The sequence below is a fragment of the Streptomyces sp. NPDC058872 genome (assembly GCF_042743065.1).
Classification (GTDB): domain Bacteria; phylum Actinomycetota; class Actinomycetes; order Streptomycetales; family Streptomycetaceae; genus Streptomyces.
Genome location: NZ_JBHYMK010000015.1, coordinates 72,372 through 95,391 on the forward strand (window position 1 = coordinate 72,372; position 23,020 = coordinate 95,391).

18 protein-coding genes are annotated in these 23,020 nt (G+C 72.4%); 2 read left to right on the forward strand and 16 right to left on the reverse strand.

The window, feature by feature from the left end:
* Positions 1-181: 181 nt before the first annotated feature.
* Positions 182-1,264, forward strand: coding sequence for a DUF3103 family protein (locus ACFW22_RS12290; protein WP_386402033.1), 1,083 nt, complete (start codon positions 182-184; stop codon positions 1,262-1,264).
* Between the two features lie 382 nt (positions 1,265-1,646).
* On the forward strand, positions 1,647-2,375 hold the full coding sequence (locus ACFW22_RS12295) for a phosphatase PAP2 family protein (protein ID WP_386402206.1): 729 nt from the start codon (positions 1,647-1,649) through the stop codon (positions 2,373-2,375).
* Positions 2,376-2,389: 14 nt separating this feature from the next.
* Here the strand turns inward: ACFW22_RS12295 and ACFW22_RS12300 are convergent, their stop codons facing one another.
* Genes ACFW22_RS12300 through asnB form a run of 16 tightly spaced genes read right to left on the reverse strand, consistent with a single transcriptional unit; the run spans position 2,390 to position 23,019 of the window.
* Positions 2,390-3,724 (reverse strand): glutamate-1-semialdehyde 2,1-aminomutase, encoded by a 1,335-nt coding sequence (locus tag ACFW22_RS12300; protein WP_386402034.1) that lies wholly within the window; start codon positions 3,722-3,724, stop codon positions 2,390-2,392.
* Positions 3,725-3,731: 7 nt separating this feature from the next.
* Complete coding sequence (locus ACFW22_RS12305; protein WP_386402035.1) at positions 3,732-4,283, reverse strand: dTDP-4-dehydrorhamnose 3,5-epimerase family protein; 552 nt, start codon at positions 4,281-4,283, stop codon at positions 3,732-3,734.
* Complete coding sequence (locus tag ACFW22_RS12310; protein ID WP_386402036.1) at positions 4,280-5,518, reverse strand: polysaccharide pyruvyl transferase family protein; 1,239 nt, start codon at positions 5,516-5,518, stop codon at positions 4,280-4,282. The genes ACFW22_RS12305 and ACFW22_RS12310 overlap by 4 nt, the downstream gene beginning before the upstream one ends.
* The gene (locus ACFW22_RS12315) at positions 5,515-6,462 is read right to left on the reverse strand and encodes a glycosyltransferase family 2 protein (protein WP_386402037.1); all 948 of its coding nucleotides are present in this window, start codon (positions 6,460-6,462) and stop codon (positions 5,515-5,517) included. The genes ACFW22_RS12310 and ACFW22_RS12315 overlap by 4 nt, the downstream gene beginning before the upstream one ends.
* Complete coding sequence (locus ACFW22_RS12320) at positions 6,459-7,769, reverse strand: hypothetical protein (RefSeq protein ID WP_386402210.1); 1,311 nt, start codon at positions 7,767-7,769, stop codon at positions 6,459-6,461. The genes ACFW22_RS12315 and ACFW22_RS12320 overlap by 4 nt, the downstream gene beginning before the upstream one ends.
* A gap of 5 nt (positions 7,770-7,774) precedes the next feature.
* Positions 7,775-9,133, reverse strand: a complete 1,359-nt coding sequence (locus ACFW22_RS12325) for a DUF4910 domain-containing protein (RefSeq protein ID WP_386402039.1) — start codon at positions 9,131-9,133, stop codon at positions 7,775-7,777.
* A complete protein-coding gene (locus tag ACFW22_RS12330) occupies positions 9,121-10,185 on the reverse strand; it encodes an NAD-dependent epimerase/dehydratase family protein (RefSeq protein WP_386402041.1) in 1,065 nt (354 codons plus the stop codon). Before ACFW22_RS12330 ends, ACFW22_RS12325 begins: the two co-directional genes overlap by 13 nt.
* A 3-nt stretch (positions 10,186-10,188) precedes the next feature.
* On the reverse strand, positions 10,189-10,836 hold the full coding sequence (locus ACFW22_RS12335) for a PIG-L deacetylase family protein (RefSeq protein ID WP_386402043.1): 648 nt from the start codon (positions 10,834-10,836) through the stop codon (positions 10,189-10,191).
* The gene (locus tag ACFW22_RS12340; protein ID WP_386402045.1) at positions 10,833-11,660 is read right to left on the reverse strand and encodes a glucose-1-phosphate cytidylyltransferase; all 828 of its coding nucleotides are present in this window, start codon (positions 11,658-11,660) and stop codon (positions 10,833-10,835) included. Before ACFW22_RS12340 ends, ACFW22_RS12335 begins: the two co-directional genes overlap by 4 nt.
* Positions 11,657-12,892, reverse strand: a complete 1,236-nt coding sequence (locus tag ACFW22_RS12345; protein ID WP_386402047.1) for a methyltransferase domain-containing protein — start codon at positions 12,890-12,892, stop codon at positions 11,657-11,659. The genes ACFW22_RS12340 and ACFW22_RS12345 overlap by 4 nt, the downstream gene beginning before the upstream one ends.
* On the reverse strand, positions 12,889-14,163 hold the full coding sequence (locus tag ACFW22_RS12350; protein ID WP_386402213.1) for a glycosyltransferase: 1,275 nt from the start codon (positions 14,161-14,163) through the stop codon (positions 12,889-12,891). The genes ACFW22_RS12345 and ACFW22_RS12350 overlap by 4 nt, the downstream gene beginning before the upstream one ends.
* Positions 14,164-14,165: 2 nt before the next feature.
* Positions 14,166-15,407: an O-antigen ligase domain-containing protein gene (locus ACFW22_RS12355; RefSeq protein ID WP_386402049.1), complete on the reverse strand. Its 1,242-nt coding sequence runs from the start codon at positions 15,405-15,407 to the stop codon at positions 14,166-14,168.
* Positions 15,400-16,920 (reverse strand): right-handed parallel beta-helix repeat-containing protein, encoded by a 1,521-nt coding sequence (locus ACFW22_RS12360; RefSeq protein ID WP_386402052.1) that lies wholly within the window; start codon positions 16,918-16,920, stop codon positions 15,400-15,402. The genes ACFW22_RS12355 and ACFW22_RS12360 overlap by 8 nt, the downstream gene beginning before the upstream one ends.
* Before the next feature lie 8 nt (positions 16,921-16,928).
* Entirely contained in the window at positions 16,929-18,872 is a 1,944-nt protein-coding gene (locus ACFW22_RS12365) for an alginate lyase family protein (RefSeq protein WP_386402055.1), read from the reverse strand.
* The gene (locus ACFW22_RS12370) at positions 18,869-21,055 is read right to left on the reverse strand and encodes a bi-domain-containing oxidoreductase (protein WP_386402058.1); all 2,187 of its coding nucleotides are present in this window, start codon (positions 21,053-21,055) and stop codon (positions 18,869-18,871) included. The genes ACFW22_RS12365 and ACFW22_RS12370 overlap by 4 nt, the downstream gene beginning before the upstream one ends.
* A 29-nt stretch (positions 21,056-21,084) precedes the next feature.
* Positions 21,085-23,019, reverse strand: coding sequence for an asparagine synthase (glutamine-hydrolyzing) (gene asnB / locus ACFW22_RS12375; RefSeq protein WP_386402061.1), 1,935 nt, complete (start codon positions 23,017-23,019; stop codon positions 21,085-21,087).
* Position 23,020 lies beyond the last annotated feature (1 nt).

Genomic DNA, 23,020 nt, shown 5'->3' on the forward strand with positions numbered 1-23,020 from the left:
ACGGACACCCATGCGCCCCGGTGTCCACGGGGTGCGGGCGCACCGCCCGATCCCACCCCGTCGAAGTCCCGTGTCCAACATCCCAGAAGGGCCGAGTCGCGTGAGACACCACCCCCCAGGACGCCGCGGCGTCGTCGTCTCCCTCCTCGCGTTAGTCCTGACCCTGTCGGGCGGTCAGGTCGTGAACAGCGCCCCGGCAGTCGCCGCCCCGACCCCGACCCACGCCTCCGAAGTGGCCGCGGCGGAAGACCTGGCGGCACGCGACCTCGCCGGTTCGCTCGCCGACGCCACCTGGCGGGCGCACGTGCGCCGCGCGGTCCTCGCCTCGGGAGAGGTCCCGGTGACCGAGCTCGCCGGCACGGCCAACCGGCGACTGCAGCCCCGACTGGCCGAAGCCGATCGCCGCATCGTCGAGGCCAAGGGCCTCGACGCGCAGGTGGGCCCGCTGCTGACGCTCCGGCTCGGCACGGACGCCATGCGCACGGCACTGACCGAGGACGTCGTTCCGTGGGTCGCCGTGGTCGCCTCCGACGACGAGGCCCGCACCGTCAGGGCCTACGACAGCCGTGGCGCCGTCCACCTGCTCGACGCCCGCACGCCGCCCCGCCGACCCGTCTACGTCATCGACATCGACGGTGCGAAGGCCCTGTCCGCCGGGATCGACGTGCTCAAGGAACAACTCGGCCGCTACGGACTGACCTCCGCGACGGAAACCGGATCGGCACCGACCACCGTGTCTCCGCTCACGTCCGCGCCGTCGGCCGCGGCTGCTTCGGGCTTCTGGACCACCCGCATCACTTCGGTCCGCCTCTCGGACGACGAGGAGCCCTGGACCAAGGGCGACGCCGAGATCTACACCCTCGTCACCGGCTTCGGCCAGGACGGGAAGGTGCGGGTCGATCCGGTCGACATGCCCTACCTCGACGACGACGGCGTCACGTACCACCCCAACCAGGTGCTGGTGAACTGGTCGCTGTACAAGTACAACCTGGCCGACGCCGTGATGATGGAGGACGACGACGGCACCAACTACCGCGATCTGGCGAAGGCGATCGCGGCGGTCCTCCTGACGGTGACCGACCAGGGCGCCTACATCCCGTTGGTGAGCGCCGTCCTGGACGCCATGCCCGACAGTTGGTGGACGGACGACGACGACTACGTCGACTCCTGGTACACGCTGGCCCGTGCCGACAACGGGGTCCGTCGGGGAGCCCGGGGGAACGGTTCGATGACCGTGGAGCCCTACTTCGTCGAGCAGTTCTGAGCGGAAGCACCGGGTGACCCCGGGCCGAAGCCCCCGGGAAGGGCCGTCGCGGCACCCCGCCGCGACGGTGCCGTCGCCCTGCCGCTCCGCCCCGGAGCGCCGGTCCGGCCCCAGGAGGTGCGGAGCGCGGACGCACCGGCCTTCCGGGATCCTCGGCGGCGCGCCGGACCCGTTGGCTAGGCTCGTCGAAGGGCAGGGGCATCCGGTGCCCCGGCCCGTACGGACGGGCAGCAGGCGGCTTCGGGACCACGGGTGCTGGCGGTCCCGGAGGGCCGTGCCGGACACGACGGGGGAATCGGTGGCGGCGAGCGGGCAACAGCAGGACGCGAAGGGCACGTCGCCCACCGTCGCCGACCCACCCCACACCGAACGGGGCGGGGGCGTGCCCGACCGACGGGCGCGCGCGGTGCTCCCCCCGTCGCTCCGCGCGGCGCTCGGGGGGACCGCCGTGCTCGCCGCGCTGGTGGTCCTCGCCCTCGGGATCCTGTACGCCGGGGACAGCGGGCCCACCACGGTCGACGCACGGATCTGGGCGGCGGTCGAAGACGCCGGGCCCCGTTGGCGCTACGCCGCCCGGGCCATGGACTTCTCGGGGGAGCCCCTGGGGGCGGCGGTGCTGGTCGCGGTCGTGGTGGCGGGCTGCCTCTCGTTACGGCGTCCCCGGGCAGCAGCGCTCGTCGTGGCCGGACCCGCCGCGGCCGTGGCGACCACGACGCTGCTGAAACCCCTGGTGGGACGCACCATCCACGGCGAGCACCTGTCCTACCCCAGTGGCCACACCGCCTTCCTCACCGCGCTCGCCCTGGTGACCGCCCTCCTCGTGACCGGCCGGCTCGGCCCCGGGAGGCCGGCCGGCACGGCACTCGTGCTCGCCCCGGCGCTGCTCGCCGGCGCCGCCATGGGCTGGGCACAGGTCCTCCTCGGCGCGCACTACCCGACCGACGTGCTCGGCGGCGGGTGCACCGCCCTGGCGGTGGTGCCGGTGATCGCGTGGCTGGTCGACCGCACGGCCGACCGCACGGCCGACCGCACGGCCGACCGCACGGCCGACCGCACGGCCGACCGTGCGGCAGCCCGCGCGTCCACCTCCGTTCGACAGGAGCGCGGTTGACGCCGTCCCCCCCGTCACGCCAAGCGGCGGAACACGGGCTTCACGGGTCGCCCGCCCATCCAGGGCGTCGGGTCGGAGGCGTCGAGTGCCTTCCGGTACACCGCACAGGCCTGGGCCACCACGTCGACGGTGTGGTCCACGTCGGCCTCGCTGAGAGCGCTGCTCACCACGAACGAAGGGGCCAGCACCCCGCCCGCGAGCAGGCGGCGCAGGAACAGCGTGCGGTACTGCTGGGACGGCTGCCGGTTCTCGTCGAGGGTGGCGAAGACCAGATTGCTGGCCCGTCCCCGCAGGACCAGGTGGTCGCCGACGCCCATGCCGGCCGCCGCCTCGCGGACGCCGGCGGCCAACCGCTCGCCGAGGGCGTGCAGCCGCGCGGTGACGCCCTCTTCGACGTAGGTGGTGAGCACGGCCATCGCCGCTGCCAGCGAGTGGGTCTCCGCACCGTGCGTGGTCGACAGCAGGAACACCCGCTCGTCGGAGTGGCGCAGCCCGCCCCGCTCCATCAGCTCCCGGCGCCCGGCCAGCGCGGAGACGGCGAACCCGTTGCCCAGCGCCTTGCCGAACGTGGAGAGGTCGGGGACGACGCCGTACAAGCCCTGGGCGCCCGCCTCGGACCAACGGAAGCCCGTGATCATCTCGTCGAAGACCAGGACGCAGCCGTGCCGGTCGGCCAGTTCGCGCAGGCCGGCCAGGTAACCGGCCGGTGGGTCGGTGTGGGTGGCGGGTTCCAGGATCAGGCAGGCGATCTCGTCCCGGTGGCGGCAGAGCAACTCCTCCGTGGCGGCCAGGTCCCCGTAGGGGAACGTCACGGTGAGCTCGTCGGTCGCCGCCGGAACGCCGGCGGACATCGGCGTGGTGCCGATGAACCAGTCGTCGACGGAGAAGAACGGGTGGTCGGCGCAGAGGGCGACCCGTGGACGCCCGGTGGCGGCGCGGGCGAGTCGCACCGCTGCGGTGGTGGCGTCCGAGCCGTTCTTCGCGAACTTCACCATCTCCGCGGTCGGCACCGTGGCCAGGAAGCGTTCCGCCGCCTCGACCTCCACGATGGACGGCCGGACGAAGTTGCTGCCCCGGTCGAGTTCGCGTCGCACCGCCTCGGTCACGCGCGGGTGGGCGTGGCCGAGGCTGACCGACCGCAGACCGGAGCCGTACTCGACGTACCGGTTGCCGTCGACGTCCCACACGTGGGCGCCGCGGCCGTGGCTGATGACCGGTGCCAGGGCCTCGGGGTACTGGTCGTCGCCCTTGGCATAGGTGTGCGCGCCCCCCGGGACCAGGGCGTGCAGCCGCTCGTTCGCCGCCCGCGACCGGGGCAGCAGGAACTCCGTGGTGTCTTCGGCGTCCATGGTGACCTCAGCCCTTCCTCTGCCGCAGGACCTCGGCGAGGCCGGGAGCCTCCCGGTCCCGCCGGGACGTCGCCGTGACCGGCAGCGGCCACGGGACGGCGAGCTCCGGGTCGTCGAAGGCGATCGTCACGTCCTCGGTCGGATCGTGCGGGCGGTCGATCCGGTACGAGACGTCGGCGGTTTCGGTCAGGGCCTGGAAGCCGTGCGCGCACCCGGCCGGGACGTACAGGGTCACCTGCGTCTCGCCGGACAGCTCGAAGGAGGCCAGGTTGCGGTAGGTCGGCGAGTCCGGGCGCAGGTCCACGACGACGTCGAAGACCTTTCCGTACGAGCACCGCACCAGCTTGGCCTCGCCGGCGCCGGAACGGAGGTGGAGGCCGCGCAGCACGCCCCGGACCGAACGGGACAGGCTGTCCTGGACGAAGGCGTTCGGGTCGAGGCCCACCGAGCGGACCACATCGGCGTCGAAGGTGCGGCAGAAGGAGCCGCGTTCGTCGGTGTGCGGCGTCGGTTCGAACAGGTACGCGCCGGCGATCGCCGGGACGTCGATGGCTTTCACGGAGTCTCCCGCAGGGCGTGGGCAGGGGTGTGGTCGGTCGTCGGGAACAGGGACGAGGTCAAGGCGGTGAACTGCTGCTCCAGTTGCCGGGTGGCGATCAGGTTCCGCTCGGCGAGGGTCCGTCGTAGTTCCGCCGACCGCTGCTCCAGCTCCCGGAACCGTTCGAGCAGCCGGTCGGCGTCGACCTCGCGGGCCGGGTGGCAGTACGCCTCCAGTCCCATCCGGGCCATGAGCGCGTCGCTCTTCGCCGCGTAACTGAGCGCGAGCGTCGGCGTGCCGACCTTCAGCGCGCAGACCAGGTTGTGGTACCGGGTCGCCACCACGGTCTCGGCCGCCGCGGCCTCCTTCATCAGCTCGGCCAGCGAGGTCGCCCCCGCAGCGGTGACCAGCGGTGAGTCCACCGCGTCGAGGATCGCGGAGACCACCTGCTCGTCGACCCGGTCGCCGATGAGCAGCCGGACCGACCTGCCGTCCTCGACCAGGGCGCGCACGAAACGGGTCGTCCCGTCCAGGTAGCGCCGGTTGATCTCCTCGGACCGGGCGCGGTCGTCGTTGCCGCCGTGGAAGTCCATCACGCCGACGCAGACCGGGCCCGGTGGGTCCGAGGGGGCCCCCGCCGGCGGCGCCGGCAGGCCGAAGGCGAGGTCCGGGTAGACCCCGTCGCGTCCGGTGTCCACGCCCATCGCCCGCATCGCGTCCCGGGACAGGGCGTCCCGGTAGGACCGGTAGGCGGCCAGCCGCGCCGACCAGCGCACCAGGGCCCGGGTGGGCCGGTTGCCGATCGGGGCGGCGCCGACGCCGACCAGCGCCACCCTGGTGCCGACCAACCGGCCGCTCGCGCAGAGCAGGAACAGCGCGTACGGGAAGCCCCACGGCCGCAGCGGCAGGGTGGCCTCCAGGACTCCCATGCCCGGCACGATCACCACGTCGTGCCGGCGCACCCAGGCGGCGGTGCGGACGGCGTCCACGAGTTTGCCCAGGCCCTTCGACACGACCGCGCCCGCACGCGACGCGGTCCGGTACTCCCCGCGGTACCAGTGCAGCCGCGTCGCGGGGATCCCGTACCGGGCCCCGACGACCTCCGGCCCCCCGCAGAAGGCGTCCACGACCGCTCCCGGGTGCTCCCGCCGGAGGTACCCGAGCACCGCTTCGAGGGAACCGTCGTTGCCGAGGTTGCCGGAGCCGAGCAGGCCGAACACCCCGACCCGCACCGGTGACCCGCCCGAGGGCTTCACGCCTGCCTCCCCTCGCGGCCGGCGACGAGGGCGTCGACGGAGACGGCGAGCCGGTCCGGGACGACCGGCGCGCGGTCCTCGACCCGCTCGCCGGCACCCGGCCGGACCCGACTGGTCATCCAGGCGGACAGGTGGCGGAAGCACGCGCGCCGGTCGGCCGCGGACAGCGGCGCCCGCCGGACCGCCGCGACGAAGCCCCAGACGTACTCGGCGAGCAGCCGGGGCGTCGGGTGCAGCGGCCCGGCCCGGCGCGGGTCCAGGTTGACGCACCGGGCGCGCTTGCTCGGGTTCGCCCGCTCGGCACGGGTGGGGTGGTCGCGCCGGAAGTACAACAGCTCCGGCACCTGGTGGAAGGGACCGTGCAGGGTGATCTCGGCGACGAAGGTGCGGTCCGCGTGGTGGTAGCTGTCGTGGGGCTTCACCCGGCGCAGCACGTCGGCCCGCATCACCCCGTAGAAGTCGTCCCCACCGGGCTCGAACAGCAGGCTGCGGAAGCGCTCCGGGGCGTACGGGGAGTCGGTGGCGAGCCCGTACTCGTAGGGGACCTTCACCCGGCCGTCGCCGTCGATGACCGCCTGGCCGCTGTGCGCGAGGATCACGTCCGGCCGTTCGTCCAGCGCCTGCACGCAGCGCTCCAGCAGGTTCCTGGCGTACAGATCGTCGTGCGAGGCCCACTTGAACAGCTCACCGCGGCACTCGGCGAACACGTGGTTGTGGTTCGGCGCGGCACCGATGTTCCGGGGCAGTCGGAGGTAGCGGATGCGCCGGTCCCGTGCGGCGTACCGGCGACAGATGTCCTGGGTCCCGTCGGTCGAGGCGTTGTCGGAGATGACCAGCTCGAAGTCCTCGTAGGTCTGGCCGAGCAGGGCGTCCAACGACTCGGCGAGGTACTCCTCGCCGTTGTACACGGGCAGGCCGATGCTCAGCCGGGGCAGGGCGGTCATGACGTCCTCACTTCACTGATGGGATTGCGGTGGTTCTCGCGCAGGGCGGACCGCAGTTGCAGCCACCACACGGCCGAGCCGCTGACGGTCGCGGCGGCGACGCCCCAGGCCGAGCCGACCGTGCCGGCCACGGCCGCCCCGCCGAGCCCACCGATGACGTAACAGGCGGAGGCGAACAGCTGGCTGCGCAGACTGCGCCGGGCCGCGGCGAGCGCGCGCAACCCGGCCGCCGCGCCGGTTCCGAGGCCGGCGCCCGCGACGCCGAGCGTGGCCGGCACGATGAGCTCGGAGGCGGACTGCCAGACATCGCCGAGCACCAACTCGCCGGCGCGGTCCGGCACCAGGAGCAGCGCCGCCCCCCAGAGCAGCGCGGCGACGGCCTGCCCGCCGCCCAACAACAGGCAGAACGGGCCCAGTCGGTGCGGGGCCTGCCGCAGCACCCGTGCGGCCTCCGCGACGGTGACCAGCGACAGCCCCATCAGCACGGCGAGGAACGGGCCGAGCAGGAGCTCGGCGCCCCGGACCGCGCCCACCGCGCCGACCCCGACGATCGCGCCGAGTCCGTACGCCCGCAACTGGCCCGCACCGCTGGTGCTGACGTTCTCCACCAGGTACCGGTAACCGAGGTCGCGGTGCGTGCGCAGCCATGCGCGTGCACCGCCCAGACGGGGCCGGATCCCGGACTGCAAGCAGCCGTACGCCGCGGCCACCGCTGCCGACGCACCCCAGGCGAGGACGAAGGCGGGCACGCTGCCCACGCGGGCCGCCACCACCATCGCCGGGACCAGCGCGGCGCCCCACACGAGGTCGTTGACGAACGCTTTCCGTCCCGTACCGGCCGCGAAGAACGAGTAGCGCCAGGCGTCCTGCAACAACAGTCCCGGCAGCACGACGCCGAGGCAGGCGAACGCGGACCCCACCGGGCCACCGAGAACCAGTCCGGCCAACAGGCTCACCGCGCCGATGGCGGTGCCCGCCCCGAGGGCGGTGCCCGACGAACGGGCCACCGCCCCGCGCCAGGAGGCGTCCGGCACGCCGCTGAAGCGCACCACCAGCGGGTCGGTGGCCACCCCGCGGGAGACGCTGAGCACCACGCCGTAGGTGACCCACGCCAGGCTGAACACCCCGAAGGCGGCCAGCCCGAGCGAGCGTGCGACGTAGATCCCCACGGCGAAGTTGGTCATGCTGGAGGCCGCCTGGTCGGCCAGCCCCCAGGACAACCGGCCGACGACGGCCCGTTTGGCGCTCCGGCGGGCGCGGCCGTCCGGGGGCGCCGGTGCCGTCGTCTCCTCCCCTCCGGTGGTCATCGGCGTCATGCCTTGATCAATCCGGCGCCCCGCAGGGCATCGGCCGCCGCGGCGACGGCGTCGAACGGCAGCCCGGACCGCTCGGCCACGTCCAGCAGGTCGTGTTCGCCGTCGGAGAGGTTGAGCACCCAGAGCATGGCCATCTGGGCCTGCTTCGCATCGCTCCGACCGCCGAGCGACTCGTACAGGCCGCGTCGCCCCAGCTGAGGCTCGCCGTAAGGGCTGAGGTTGACGTACCGCCGGTTCCGGTCCAGTACGGCGAACGCCTCGCGGCAGAGGGCCAGCGTGTCGGCCATCGCCTCCGGAGAGACGAAGTCCGGGTTGTCGGCCGACGTGTGGTACTCGGGGTAGCCGGCGTACGGCGTCCTGCTGAGCGAGCCCACGCCGAGGTCGAACCCCGGCGAGCAGAACTGCCGCTCGTCATAGCCGTACGGGGTGAACCCGGTGATGTGGTGCGGGCGTTCCGAGGCGCTCAGCACATGGCTCATCACCCGGTCGATCTCCGCGTCACCGCGCCTGCTCCGCTTGTACGTCAGCCGGCCCCGGTCGCCGGCACAGGCCAGCACCAGACCGTGCCGGACCCTTCCTCCCGTGCTCGGCCCCTCCCCGGCGCCCGGCTCCGCCGGCCCGGGGGAACCCCCGTGACCGGGGGACGCCTTCTCCACCCGGTCCGCGTTGCGGGCCAGCCAGGTGATCGCCCCGATGGTCCCGGGGGCGAACAGGAACCGGTAGGTGTACCAGGGCGTCTGCTCCGCCAGTGCCCGGGCCAGGAACGTCGCCACCGCGATGCCGGCCAGGTTGTCGTTGGCCAGGGACGGGTGACAGACGTGACAGGAGACGATCACCTCGTCGGCGACCTGACCGGGCACCACGTGCTCGGCGTAGGTGAGGTGGCCGTCGGCGAGGGTGGAGTCGATCCGCACCTCGTAGTCGCCGTCCGGAAGGGAGTCCAGGGTCTCCTGGGACAGGCAGAACCCCCAGTCGGGCTTGTAGTAGCTGGTGCGGTACGGCACCCAGCTCGGACGGTCCGGCAGGGTGTGCAGGTGTGCGCGCAGCTCGGTCAGCGGCACGGTCGCCGCCACCGGCACGCTGTAGCCGAGCACGTGCAGGTTGGACGCGGCGAAGTCGACGACCCGCCGGCCGGTGGCATCGGCGACGTAGGCGTCCCGGATGTTCCACTCCTGCGGCACCGTCCAGTCGAGCACCTGGGTGCCGGTCGGCACCTCGTGCACCTGCAGCGGCACGTACTCGCCGATGATCTCCAGGGTGGCGCGCACTCCGTCGCCGGTGATGCTCCGGCACAGCGGGTACAAGCGCTCCACCAGAGCGTGCATCTCCTCGCCCGCCACGGTCATCGGCGCCACCGCAGGGTGTCGTCGACGGCACCGGCCTCGGACGCGGCGCGCAGCACGGCGAGCCGGGTGAAGCGCTGCTCGAAGGACTCCCGGGTCAGCCCGTGCTTGCGGTAGGCGTCGGCGAGTTCGAGGGCGCCCCGCTTCACCGTCCACTCGCAGTCGAAGCCCGGTACCGCGGCCCGGAAGCGGGAGAAGTCCACCCGGTACGACCGTGGATCGGCACCGGTCTCCCCGGTGATCACGACCCGCGAACCGGGCACCGCCTCGGCGACCTGCTCGGCGATCTCGGCGACCGTGACGTTGTTGGCCTCGCTGCCGATGTTGAACGCCCGGTCGTGCACCGACTCCCGCGGTGCGACCAGTGCGGCCGTGAAGGCCCGTGCGATGTCGGCGGCGTGCACCAGCGGACGCCAGGGGGTGCCGTCGGAGAGCACCAGCACCTCGCCGGACAGGAGCGCGTGGCCCACCAGGTTGTTCAGCACGATGTCCGCCCGCAGCCGGGGCGAGTAGCCGAAGGCGGTGGCATTGCGCATGTACACGGGGCTGAAGTCGTCGTCGGCGAGCGCGTGGAGGTCGTCCTCCACCCGGACCTTGGACTCCGCGTACGGCGTCACCGGGCGCAGGGGGGCGTCCTCGGCCACCAGTGCGTCGCCGCCGGCGGCACCGTAGACCGAGCAGGTCGACGCGTACAGGAAGCGCCGCACCCCGGCGTCCCGGGCCAGCCGCGCCAAGCGGACGGACGCGTGGTGGTTGATGTCGTAGGTGAGGTCCGGGGCCAGTGCTCCCAGCGGGTCGTTGGAGAGGGCGGCCAGGTGGATCACGGCGTCCACCCCGGCCACCTGCTCGGCCGTGACGTCGCGCAGGTCCACCCCGCCCCGCGTCCCCGGCTCCGTTCCGCCGGGGGGCGCCACGACCCCCGGCGGGTCCCCGGGCAGCGGGCCCAGCACGCAGTCGGCGAACAGGCCGGAGTCCAGCCCGACGACCTCGTGCCCGGCGGCCGTCAACACGGGCGCCATCACGGTGCCCAAGTAGCCCTGGTGTCCGGTCAGCAGTACGCGCAAGGTTCATTCCCCCAGGTCGAGAGTGAGTTTGGTGACGGCGAACGCCTCGGCGTAGCGCGTCTGGCTTTCGATGCCGCGGATCCGGGCCAACCCGAGGAAGGCTTCCCGGTCGTACCAAGGACGGTGCCGTTGCGAGGGGTAGTGCTCCTGCAACAGGTGCACCTTGCGTTCGGCGATCTCCGGTGACAGCGGCTGGTACGCCGTCGGACGGCCGAGGTCCCCGTCCCACTTGACGATCTCGTAGCCGAGCACCAGGTGGTCGCGGAACGCCGTGGGCACCAACTGCGCCAGGCCGCGGTGGTCCTGGTGCGCGTCGTCGGTGCGCGGGGCCAGCACGAGGTCCGGATCGGTCCGCCCGCGCAGCTCCTCGACCGCCGCCTTGGCCTCCTCCCAGTGCGCCGGGAGCCGGCCGTCCGGCAACTTCAGTACGGTCAGGTGTAGTTCGGCTCCCGGACAGAAGGCGGCGAGCGCGGCCCGCTCCTCCTCCTCCCGCTCGCTGCCGCCACCGGAGAGGACCAGCGCGTCCACCCGGAGGCCGGGACGGGCGAGGCACAGCGTCAGCAGCGTGCCACCGGCGCCGATCGCGAGGTCGTCGCAGTGCGCGCCCACCGCGGCGATCCGGTTCAGGGACCCGGCCCCCAGCCGGATCACGCCCTCGCTCCGGCAGCGTCCCTGCGGCCGGTCGCACCCGTCCCCGCGCCGTCCCGCTCCCACACGGCCCACGGCCGGTCGCCCCGGGCGTAGGCCTCGTCGAGCGCGGCCCGCTCCTTGACGGTGTCGGTGGGCTTCCAGAAGCCGCGGTGCTGGTACGCCATCAACCGCCCGCGCTTGGCCAGTTCGGCGCACCCGTCGGCGACCAGGTCCCCGTTCTCCGGTATGTGGTCGAAGACCTCCTGGCGGAGCACGAAGTAGCCGCCGTTCTCCCACAGCGGCAGTTCGCTCACCGGAGTGATGCCTCCCACCAGGCCGTCCTCGCCCAGGTCCACGCAGTGGAAGGAGGACTGCGGCGGCACCACCATCATCGACGCACCGACGTCGCTCCGGGCGAACCGGTCGATCATCTCCGGCAGCGGGGCGTCGGTGAGCACGTCGGCGTAGTTGGCGAGGAACATCTCGTCGCCGTCCAGGTGGTGGCGCACCCGACGCAGGCGCTCGCCGATCGGGGACTCGATGCCGGTCTGCACGAAGGTGATCGTCCAGGAGGCGATGTCGGTGGACAGCAGCTCGGTCCGCCCGCCCCGCAGCACGAAGTCGTTGGACGTGGTCTCCTCGTAGTTGAGGAAGAAGTTCTTGATGTGGTCGGCCCCGTACCCGAGGCAGAGGATGAACTCCGTGTGCCCGAAGGAGGCGTAGTAGCGCATGACGTGCCAGATCAGGGGCCTCGGGCCGACCATCGCCATCGGCTTCGGCACGTCGTCGGAGGTTCCGTTGCGCATGCGCAGTCCGTAGCCGCCGCAGAACAGTACGACCTTCATGACTTGACCTCGACAATGCTCAGTTCCGGGATGGGGAAGACCAGTCGGCCGCCCCAGGAGTGCACGAAGGAGAGCTGCTCGACCAGCTCGTCCCGCAGGTTCCAGGGGAGGACGAGGACGTAGTCCGGCCGGTCGGCGGCTATCTGCTCGGGAGGCAGGATCGGGATGCGGGTTCCCGGGGTGAACCTGCCGTGCTTGTAGGGGTTCCGGTCGACCGTGTACGGAAGCAGGTCGGGGCGGATGCCGCAGTGGTTGAGCAGGGTGTTGCCCTTGCCCGGGGCGCCGTAGCCGACCACGGTCTCGCCGCGTTCGGCCGCCTCGACGAGGAACTTCAGCAGGTCACGGCGGACCGTGGCCACCCGGGTGGAGAACTCCGTGTACCCGGACAGTTCCTGCAGGCCGGCGGCCTTCTCCCGGTCCAGCACTTCGGACACCGTGCCGGACGGCTTGCCCGCCACCTCGACCGGCCGGGCCCACAAACGGATGGATCCGCCGTGCGTGGGAAGCAACTCGACGCCCACCAGGGCGAGTCCACCACTGGCCAGGGCCCGGATCGCGGACGCGACCGTGTAGTACTGGAAGTGCTCGTGGTAGATCGTGTCGTACTGGTTCTCCTCGATCAGGGTCAGCAGGTGCTGCACCTCGATCGAGACCCAACCGTCGTCGGCCACCAGGGCGCGCAGCCCCCGGGTGAACCCGACCACGTCGGGGATGTGCGCGTACACGTTGTTGGCCACGACCAGGTCCGCCGGACCGTGCTCGGCGCGGACGGCGGCGCCGGTGTCCGGGTCCAGGAAGGCCGTCAGGGTGGACACGCCCGCCTCCCGCGCCGCCGCCCCGACGTTCACCGAGGGCTCGATGCCCAGGCAGCGGATCCCGCGGTCCACGACGTGCTTCAGCAGGTACCCGTCGTTGCTGGCGACCTCGACCACGAAGGAGTCGCCGTCGAGGCCCAGCCGCTGCGCGGCACCGGTGACGAAGGTGCGCGCGTGCTCCACCCAGGAGGTCGAATAGGAGGAGAAGTACGCGTACTGCGTGAACGTCTCCTCCGGCGTGATCAACGGAGGGATCTGCGCGAGCCAGCAGTCGGTGCAGACCCGCAGGTGCAGCGGGTAGGTCGCTTCCGGCTGGTCCAGTTGCTCCGCGGCGAGAAAGCTCTCGCACGGCGGCGTCGCTCCCAGGTCGACGACGCTCGCCAGCGCCGCCGAGCCGCAGAGTCGGCATCGTGTCATCTACTGCCCCCATCCCGCTCGCGCGGGTGTCCCCGCCGCGAGCCAGTGCGTTCCTCCCCTAGCGACGACGGGTCGTCCCCGTCGCCGGACCGCCCCGCGATCGCGGTGCGGTAGCCATTCACCAGGCGCTCCAACCCGACGGTCGGGCTGAAGCCCTGCTCGTAGCGGAGCCGGGCCGCTCGCCCCATCTCCTGGTTGCGGACCGGCTCGGTGGCGATCCGACGCAGGCAGGACACGAGCGAGGCGGTCTCGCCCGGTCGGTGCAGCAGTCCGGTCACCCCGTCCTCTACCAGCTCGACGAAGGCACCGTGACCGGCAGCGACGGCAGGCACGCCCGCCGCCATCGCCTCCACGATCACCAGGCCGAACGGCTCCAGCCACGTGGAGGGAGCCACCACCGCGACCGACCGCGCGAGGGCCTGCCGGCACTCCGCGGGGTCGTACAGGCCCACGAAGCGCACGTCGCTCCGGTCCGCCGCCCAGGCGGCGACCTCTCGCTCCAGCGGCCCCGCGCCGGCGATCACGAGCGGTACGCCCACACCGCCGTCGGCGGCGATCTCGTCCCACGCGGCCATGAGCAGCCGCACGCCCTTGGCCTCCGCGAGCCGACCGAGGTAGAGCAGGTGCTCGCCGGCGCCCGCCCGGGAAGCACCCGGGTCGGGAACGAAGTTGTGCTTCACCGTCAGCCGCGCGGCCGGCATGCCCGCCCGCACCAGGACGTCGCGCTGCGCCGCCGAGATGCAGAAGAACCGCTCCACCCCGGACCACCAGCGCCGCCGGTTGACCGACAGGCTGACCGCGAGCGGTACGGTCGCCAACCGGGAGTTCCGGTAGCAGCCGTGCCGGACCGCGGGCAGCGGCGTGGAGCCGACGCACGCGGTGCACGGCCGGCCGTCCCGCTGCAGGGTGCCGGGCGGACAGACCTGGGTGTAGTTGTGCAGCGTGGCGACGGCCGGGACACCGGCGTCGGCGCAGGCGGCCAGTACCGCCGGCGACAGCAGCGGGAAGACGTTGTGCACGTGCACCACGTCCGGTCGCTCGGCCCGGAGCCGGGCGGAGAGCTCCGCGCGGACCGCCGGGTTCCACGGCACCAGCAGCGGAAGCGCGGCCTTGCCCCGCAGGGACAGGCCGGCGATGTCGTCGCTGCGCCGTTCGAACACCCCGACCCGGTGGCCGGCTCCGCGCAGCAGCGCCACCTCCTGGTCGACGACGTTGTTCTCCCCGCTCGGCTGCGCCGAGGCGTAGCGGTTGTGCACCACGAGGACGTGCATGGTCAGGTCACCTCCGATCTCCGGGCCCATCGCGGAACGCTCGGCCGCGGGGCTTCGGGCGTTGCGGGGACCGTGGCCGTGGCGGGTACCGCCAGCAGTGAGGCGGCCACGGCCAGGTGCAGCAGGTACGGCGAGGCGTCGCCCAGCCCGGCCTCGGTGTACGACGCGATCGCGCAGTAGCTGATCAGGAAGATCGCGCAGGCCCTCGACAGCGACGGTGGCCGCAGCAGTGCGACGCCGCCCAGCACGATGATCACCGTTGCCACCAGGACGATGCCCAGCACGCCCTGTTCGTGGTAGACGGCCAGCCAACTGTTGTCGATCGGCAGCCCGCCGAACGACTTGTCGCCCAGCCCCATGCCGAAGAGCTCCTCCGAGGTGGTCCGGGGAGCCGACAACAGGGCGTCCCAGACCTTGGCCCGACCGGTCAGGCTGGCGAAGTTCTCCCGGCTCTGCCCGCGCAGGAACCACGCCTGCAGCGCAGAGCCGAACCCGACCGCGGCCACGGCGGCGCACAGGACCGCCCAGGCGAAGATCCGGCGGGCGGCGGCGCTGGTGAGGATCAGCGAACTGATCGCCAGGGCGAGCCCGATGAGCAGACCGAGCGTGGCGGTGCGGGTGTGGGTCAGCGCGAGCAGGACGAGGGCCGGCACGATCACCACGGCCGCGCTGCCCTTGTTGGTCCGGTGGCCCAGCACCAACAGCACCGAGAGTCCGATGATCACCGCGGCGTACTGGCCGATCTGCGGCGGGGTGAGCGGCCACAGCGCGCCGACCAGCCGGCCCCCGTAGAGCTCGGGCATGGCGGCACCCGGCGAGAGGACCGCACCGACGGCGACCGAGCCGAGGACCGCGAAGTACGTCCGGATGTGGTGCCGGACGAACGTGGGGCCGCCGTCCCACCAGCGGGTGAGCAGCCACAGGGTGGCGACGAAGAGGGCCAGCCGGGCACAGCGGAACAGCGCGCCGAACCCCGATCCCAGGCTGGCGCTGGAGACCACGCTCAGCACCAGCAGCAGGGTGAGCAGGAAGACGTAGGAGCTGGGACGGAAGTGCAACCGGGGGTTGACCACGAGCGCCAGCGCGAACGCGGCGACCAGCGAGCCCATGGTGACCATCTGGATGAGGGAGCGGGGCAGCGGGAGGATGGTCTCCGCGCCGGCGGAGCCGAGGGTGTTGAGGATCAACAGCCCCCACACGACGCCGACGACCTTCGGCGTGCGGTCCACGGACACCTCAACCACCGTCCCGCGTCGGGAAGGTGCTGCCCGCGTCCTGCCGGTACGGAGCACCCCGCCACTCTTCGGCGTCGAGCACCCGACTGGGGTCGTGGACGACGAACTTCCAGGTCCCGCGGTAGACGTTGTTCCGCCAGCGGTTCCCCTGGGCCCCGGTGATGGCCTCGGCCACCCGATGGCCCTGGTAGGGAGACCAGTCCGGATAGGTGCCGTAGTTGGCCAGCACCCCCATCCGGTCGCACTTCTCCGTGCAGCCGACGGCGGACTTGTCCAGCACGAAGCGGTTGTCGTGGATGTCCACCCGCTGGGTCTTCCAACGGCAGTCCGCATAGAGCGGTGCACGGGCGATCGCCGGCTGGACGCAGCGGTCGACGTCCTTCACCAGCAGGGTGCACTCGCCGGACGAGGTGTTGGCCGGGCTGTTGCAGAACCGGTCGGCGTTCTCCCACAGGGTGATCCCGGACCAGTTGTCCTCCAGCACGTTGCGATAGATCTCGATCCTGTCCGTACGGGCCGGGATCCGCGGCTCGCCACCGGACTCGGACACGTAGACGGTCGCGAACGGGAAGTCATCGCCCGCTTCGGCGTAACGGCGGCCTTCGACGAGGTTGTTGCGGCGGATCGTGTTCCGTCGGACGACCGCGTTGTAGCTGGTCTCGTAGATCAGCGCGGCACCGTCGTTGTCCTCCAGCAGGTTGTCCTCGATGCGGAAGTCGTTGTTGTTGGTGTCCGCCCACAAGCCGGCTCCGCGGTTGTCGTGCACCCAGTTGCCGCGGACGTCGGCCCCGTTGACGGCCCAGAACTTGACGCCTCCGCTGCAGCCGCACTCCGGTTGCCGTCGCTCCCAGTCGTCCGTGTTGTTGCCCACGATCTCGTTTCCCTCGACCACCAGACCGCCGATGCCACCGGCGGCCTGGTACGCGTTCATGCCGTACTGGCCGTTGTTCCGGAGGCAGTTGGCGCGGACCACCTGGCGGGCACCGGCCATCAGCCCGGCGCCGGAGTTGTTCTGGACCGTCGTGTGCTCGATCACCCACCCGTCGGCCGAGTCGTGGTTGACCACGCCCTCGTTGTGCGGGGCGGCGAACCCCTGCACGGTCAGGTGGCGGACGGTGACGTCGCGGGCGGTGCCACCGAACGCGTACTGGCTGGCCCTCCCGCCGTCGAGCACCGCACCCGGCGCGCCGAGGTAGTCGTTCCCCTCCTTGGGGATCACCTGGGCGTAACGGTCCGGTTCGAGCCGGTGCGTGCCCGGCCCGAGCCAGAAGGTCGTGTGCGGAGGACTGCTCATGGTCTTCGCGGCCAGGTCGCCGGGCACCGCGGGATCGATCCTCACCGCGCCCGCCGGCGGTTCGGCGGGCCCCGCCACGGGCTCGGCGCACACCCGGGCCACGGACGCGGACGGCGCGGCGGTCGGCCCGGGCCGGGCGTCCGGCGCGCCCACGCAGCCGGTCGCCACCAGCACGGTCAGCGCCAGCGGAGCCGCCGACCGTGCCCGGTACCGCCACTCGATCCCCACGTGCCCCCCTAGCCGTTGAACCCGAGCACGGTGGTGAACTCCTGCTCGTCGTCGACGAAGCCGGTGCCGACCAGCGTCGTGGCCGGCTCCTTGCGCCCGAAACCGGGGGAGTACCACCCCAGCGGCGGACGGCTCTCGCCGCGGTGCGCCCGCCACTCCAGCTGCCCGGGCAGGTCGAGCACCGCGGAGCGGTCCTCGCCGTCCCGGACCCAGCTGAGCACCGCACGGTGCCCCGACAGCTCCGCGGTGACGGTCGGGCCGAGGTGGAACGCCAGGCGCACGGGTCGACGCGGGCCGCGCACCTCGTCGACCACCCGGAGCTCACGGTCCGCGGCCGCCAGCTCCACCCGGCGGAGGTGGACGGAGCGCTGGTAGCCGTCGTGCTCGGCCCACCAGCGGCCCCCCTTCTCCTCGGACGCGTCCGCGAGCAGGACCCGGCTGCGGGCCTGCCGGAGCCACAGGAACGGACCGCCGGAGACGGACTGGTCCGCGCCGTCCAGTTGCAGGGTGTTGTGTCCGAGGGTCGACCGGAAGTACTGCCGCCACTCGGGCTGTCCGTGGTAGCAGTACGTCCCCGGGTCGGCGAGCACGTCGACCCCGTCGTGCCGGACCTCCAGGGACAGTGCGTCCGCGTGGGCGTGGGCGGCGATGGACAGGAACCCGTGCGGACCGCCGTCACAGCGGCACCAGATCTCGCCCGGACCGCGCAGGATGGTCAGGCCCGCGTCGGGGAAGTGCGCCGGTCGGCTCGCCGGACGGGCCCGGCCCGTCGTGACGGGCCGGACGAGCGAGGCCAGCAGCGGCGTCCGCACATCGGTGCCGGTCACCTCCGGCCACCAGGCCAGCCGCCCGAACACGGCCTCCCCGGTGGCCAGCAGGGAACCCCAGCGGTCGGTGCCCGTGCCGTCCAGGACCAGACCGTGCCCGTCGTCCGAGTCCCCCTGGCGCGGCGGCCGGAGCCTGCCGTCCACGACGGCGGCGAGCGCATCGGTCATCCGCAGCAGCACCAGCCGGACCGTGGCGGGGACCGGTACGCCGGCGGCGTCCGCCTCCGCCACCGCGGCCAGCCCGAGCTCCAGCACCAGTCCGTGGTACTCGGTGGCCAACTCGCGGTTGAGACCGGAGCCGAAGGTGTTGCTCCGCAGGTGCCGGTCCAACAGCCGCAGGGCATCCGCGCGCCAGCGCGCCGAATCGGGAAACCAGCCGAACGCACAGGCCGCCGCGAACTGCCCGGCCGCCTCGGCGATCACGTGGTTGTTCGCCGAGGACCCACGACTGGGAAAGGCGGCCAGCCAACGCTGGTGGTGCCAGATCTGCTCCAGCGCCACCGGGTTGTCCTCGAACAGCCCGGCAGCCCCCGACCAGCCGTCGAGCAGCCGACGGACCCACACCCAGGACAGCAGCCGGATCCCCAACTCGATGCCACTGGTCCAGTGCACCCCGCGCATCGGCGCGTTCGCCGCCCACCACGACCGCAGGTGCTCGGCCACCCGCTCGGCGTACCGCTCGTTCCCGGTGACCGCATAGGCGCCGGCGAGCACGGTCAGGTACTGGTGCCGGGACAGCTCCCAGATCTGCTTGACGTCCCCGATCGCCTCCTCGTCCCGGTACGGCACGTCGAAGGCGTAGCCCCACGGCGCCCGACGCCCGGTCTTCGGGTCGTGGCACCAGTCCGGATCGACCAGGTCCTCGCGCTCCACCCCGAAGTACTCGACGCGCCCCGCCATCAACCGGTCCGCCTCGGCGACGAGGCGCTTCGCGGCGTCCGACGGCACCCCGTCGACCGCCCCCGCGGGCAGCACCGCGGTGAACGCCGCACCGGTCACGCGCGGACAGACCGGTTGCGCCGACCGCCACCGCCGCCTGCGCACCGCGTCGCCCACCCTGCCGGCCACCTCCTGCGGCCCCATCCGGGAGAGCCGCCGCAGGTACCAGCCCGCGCCCATGGTCATCGGCCCCTCGCCAGGGTCACCGGCGCGCCGCCCACCAGGCTGGTCCGTACGGCGAGGGTGGCCGCCGTGGTGGCGACCAGCGACTCCAGCGGCACCGGCATCGGCCCGCCGGTCCGCACGGCCTTGACGAACGCGGCCAGCTCGGCGGACTGGCCCTTGTCCCGGGCCTTGGGCAGCCGTGAGCTGACCCACCGCTTGCGTCCGTACACCGAGGCGCGGACGAAGTCGTCGAGCCGCAGCGCGCGGCCGTCGGCGACCAGGTCGAGCGTCTCCTTGGGGAACCCCGACGGGCCGGAGGTGACGTAGCTGAGGGTGGCGGTGGACCCGTCCGGGTAGTCCAGCACGACCTGGAGGTCCTCGTTGCCGGGCGTCGCGACCGCGTACACCGATGCCGGGTCGGCACCGAGCAGCCAACTCGCCGTGTCGATGAAGTGCCCGCCCTCACCGGCGAACCGCGTTCCCTCGGTGTTCTGCTGGAGGTACCAGCTGCCGTGCTGCAACCGGCCCGCATTGACCAGGTAGCGGAGGCTCGCCGGACCGGTACGGGCGCCGAACTGCTTCCGGGCCTCCTGCAGCAGCGGTGCGAAACGGCGGTTGAAGCCGACCTGCAGCCGGTCGTTGCCGGACTCCTCCACCGCCGCGAGCACGCCGGCGAGCTCCTCCTCGGTGAGCGCCAAGGGCTTCTCCACGAACACCGTCTTGCCGGCCAGCAGCGCCTTCCGGGTCAGCTCCGCGTGCGAGCTGTGCCGGGTGACCACGAACACCGCGTCGACGGACGGGTCGCCGAGCACGGCGTCCAGGTCGGTGGTCGCCCGGTCGAAGCCGAACTTCCGCTGGGCGTTGGTCGCGGACAGCGCCGTGGTGGTGACGACCGTCGACAGTTCGACGCCGTCGCGCTGCGCCAGGTGCGGCAACAGCATCGACGTGGCGTAGTTCCCCGCGCCGACGAACGCCAGCCGCACCGGAGTCCTCCCGGACCGGGCCGGGGCGGGCGCCGACGTGCCGCGGCGCACCGCGGGCACCGCCACCGCGGGTGCCTCCGCTTCCCCTTCCTCCACGGCCTCGGGGTACCGGAACAGCACCGCCACGGCCTTCAGCTCGCCGTCCTTCAGCCGCTGGTACGTCTTGACGGCGTCCCCGAAGTCGGCGACGTGCGAGACCAGGGGCTCCACGTCGACGTTGCCGCGGGCGAGGAGGTCGAGGAAGCAGGCCAGGTTGCGCCGCTCGGTCCACCGCACGTAACCGACGGGGTAGTCACGCCCCTCCAGCTCGTACTCCGGGTCGTAACGCCCGGGCCCGTAGCTGCGGGAGAACCGGACGTCGAGCTCCTTCTCGTAGTACGCGTTCCAGGGCAGGTCGAGGCGGCACTTGCCGATGTCGACGACCCGGCCGCGGTCACGGCTCAGCCGGGCGGCCAGCTCGACGGGCTGGTTGCTGCCGCCACCGGCGGCCAGGTAGACCTGGTCCACGCCGAGGCCACCGGTGATTTCCGCCACGGAGTTCTCCACGGCCGTGGAGGCGGGATCGCCGCAGGCCGCGGCCCCCAGGCGCTCGGCGAGCTCGCAGCGCGCCGGATCGGGGTCGACCCCGATGACGCGGACCCCCGAGGCGACCAGCAGCTGCACCACCAACTGCCCGATCAGCCCGAGACCGATGACCAGTGCCACCTCGCCGAGTTGGGGCTCACCGCGGCGAACCCCCTGCAGGGCGATCGACCCCACGGTGCCGAAGGCCGCGTGCTGCGGTGCGAGACCGTCCGGGACCCGGGTGTAGAGGTTCTTCGGCACCCAGTTCAACTCGGCGTGCAGGGCGTGCTCGTTGCCGGCGCAGGCCACGAGGTCACCGACCGCCACGTCGTCGATCCCGGGACCCACCTGCTCGACCACCCCGCACAGCGAGTAGCCCAGCGGCGTGTAGGAGTCCAGCTGGTTGATCACCTTGCGGTAGGTGGCCGACATCCCGTTGGTGGCCACGCTCTGCATGACCTTGGCCACCTGGTCCGGTCGCGAGCGGGCCTTGCCCAGCATCGACATGCCGGCCTCGGACACCTTCATGAGCTCGGTGCCGGTGGATATCAGCGAGTAGGCGGTGCGCACCAGCACGCCGCCCGGCTTGCACCCCGGCACCGGCACGTCGAGCACTGCCAGCTCGCCGCTCTTGTAGTTCTGTACAACCTGTTTCACCCGAAGTCCCCTTGCTTCTCAGGCGTCTTCTACGCCGTCAGGCGCGCGCTCTGGTCGGACCCGGAGGTCGCGCCGCGGTACCAGTACTCGAGGGTCAGCACATGCCACAGGTGCTTGGAGAAGTCCCGCTGTCCGGCCGCGTCCTCGGCGACCATGCGCGCCAGCGCGTCGCGACGCAGGAGTCCGGAGCGGACGAGCAGGCCGTCGTGCACCACCTCGCGCACCAGCGGGGCGAGGTCCCGGCTCATCCAGGCGCGCAGCGGCGCGCTGAACAACCCCTTGGGCCGGTACACGATCTCCTTGGGCAGGACCGAGCAGGCCGCCTCCTTCAGGACGGCCTTCCCCTGCCGTCCGACGATCTTGCGGTCACCCGGCACCGCGAACGCCGCCTTGACCACCTCGACGTCCACGTACGGCACCCGCACCTCGGTCGACGCGGCCATGCTCGACCGGTCCGTGTAGGCGAGGTTCAGGCCCGGCAGGAACATGCGCGCGTCGCCCAGGCACATGCGGTTGACGAAGTCGTCGAGGTCGTTGTCCTGATAGACGTCCGCGTGCTCGGTCAGCACGTCCTCGACGGTCCCGGCCAGATCCGGATCGACCAGGGAGAGCAGTTCCTCCTGGTCGTACATGGTGTAGCTGCGCCGGAACGCGGTCTCCTCCGGAAGGTCGGCGAAGGACAGGAACCGCTTCGCGAAGCGCACCGAACGGTATCCCCGGCGGGCCGAGGCCACCGGCAACCGGTCCACCGTCGCGGACAGGCCGCGGCGCAGCGGCCGGGGGACGCGCTGGTAGCGCAGCGCGATCAGGTTGGCCAGGTGCTTGCGGTAGCCGGCGAACAGCTCGTCGGCCCCCATGCCCGAAAGCAGCACCTTGACCCCCGCTTCCCGGGCGGCCGAGCAGATCAGGAACGTGTTGATGGCGGCGGGATCGCCGATCGGCTCGTCCAGGTGGTACGTCATCTGCGGCAGCAGGTCGAGCACGTTCGGAGCGATTTCGATCTCGTGCAGGTCCACGCCGAACCGCTCGGCCACCCGCCGGGCGTAGCGGAGGTCGTCCGGCATCGCCTCGAAACGGGCGTCCTCGGCGCGGAAGCCGATGGTGTAGGCCGAGATGCCCGGACGGTCGCGGGCCGCCAGCGCGGTCAGATAGCTGGAGTCCAGACCGCCGGAGAGGAAGGTCGCCACGGGCACGTCGGAGAGCAGGTGGCACCGGGTCGACTCCTCGACGACGGCGGCGATGTCCGGTTGTTCGCCGGCCAGGGCCCGTTCCCTCCCCTCGGCGGCGACCTCCTTCAGGTGCCAGAACCGACCGCGCTCCACCCGGCCGTCGGGGCGGCACCGCAGCCAGCTGCCCGGCGGCAGCTTCTCCGCCTCGCGGAAGGCGCACCGCGAGTCGGGAACCCAGTAGTACAACAGGGAGGCCACCAGCGCCGCGTGGTCCACCTCCAACGAGCCGCCGGTCACGGCGGCGAGCGCCTTCAGCTCGGAGGCGAACACCAGCCCCCCGTCGCGCCGGACCAGGAACAGCGGCTTGACGCCGAGCTGGTCGCGGACGAGCACCAGGTCACCGGTCCGCTCGTCGAAGACGCCGAACGCGAACATGCCGCGCAACCGGGGCAGACACTCCGTGCCCCAGCGCCGCCAGGCCTCCAGGACCACTTCGGTGTCGGAGGTCCCGCGAAAGCGCACCCCGGCCGCCACCAGCTCGGCCCGCAGCTCGGGCGCGTTGTACAGCTCGCCGTTGTACGTCAGGACGAGGCCGTCCGAGACCATCGGTTGGGCACCCGTCTCGGACAGGTCCATGATGGCCAGTCGGCGGTGTCCGAGGTGCACCTCGCCGTCACCGACCGGGTGGCTGTACCGACCCGCCCCGTCCGGACCGCGGTGGGCGAGGGTGTCGGTGAGCCGGTCGGTCACCGCCTTTCCGTCCGGCCACCGGTACGTGCCTGCGATGCCACACATG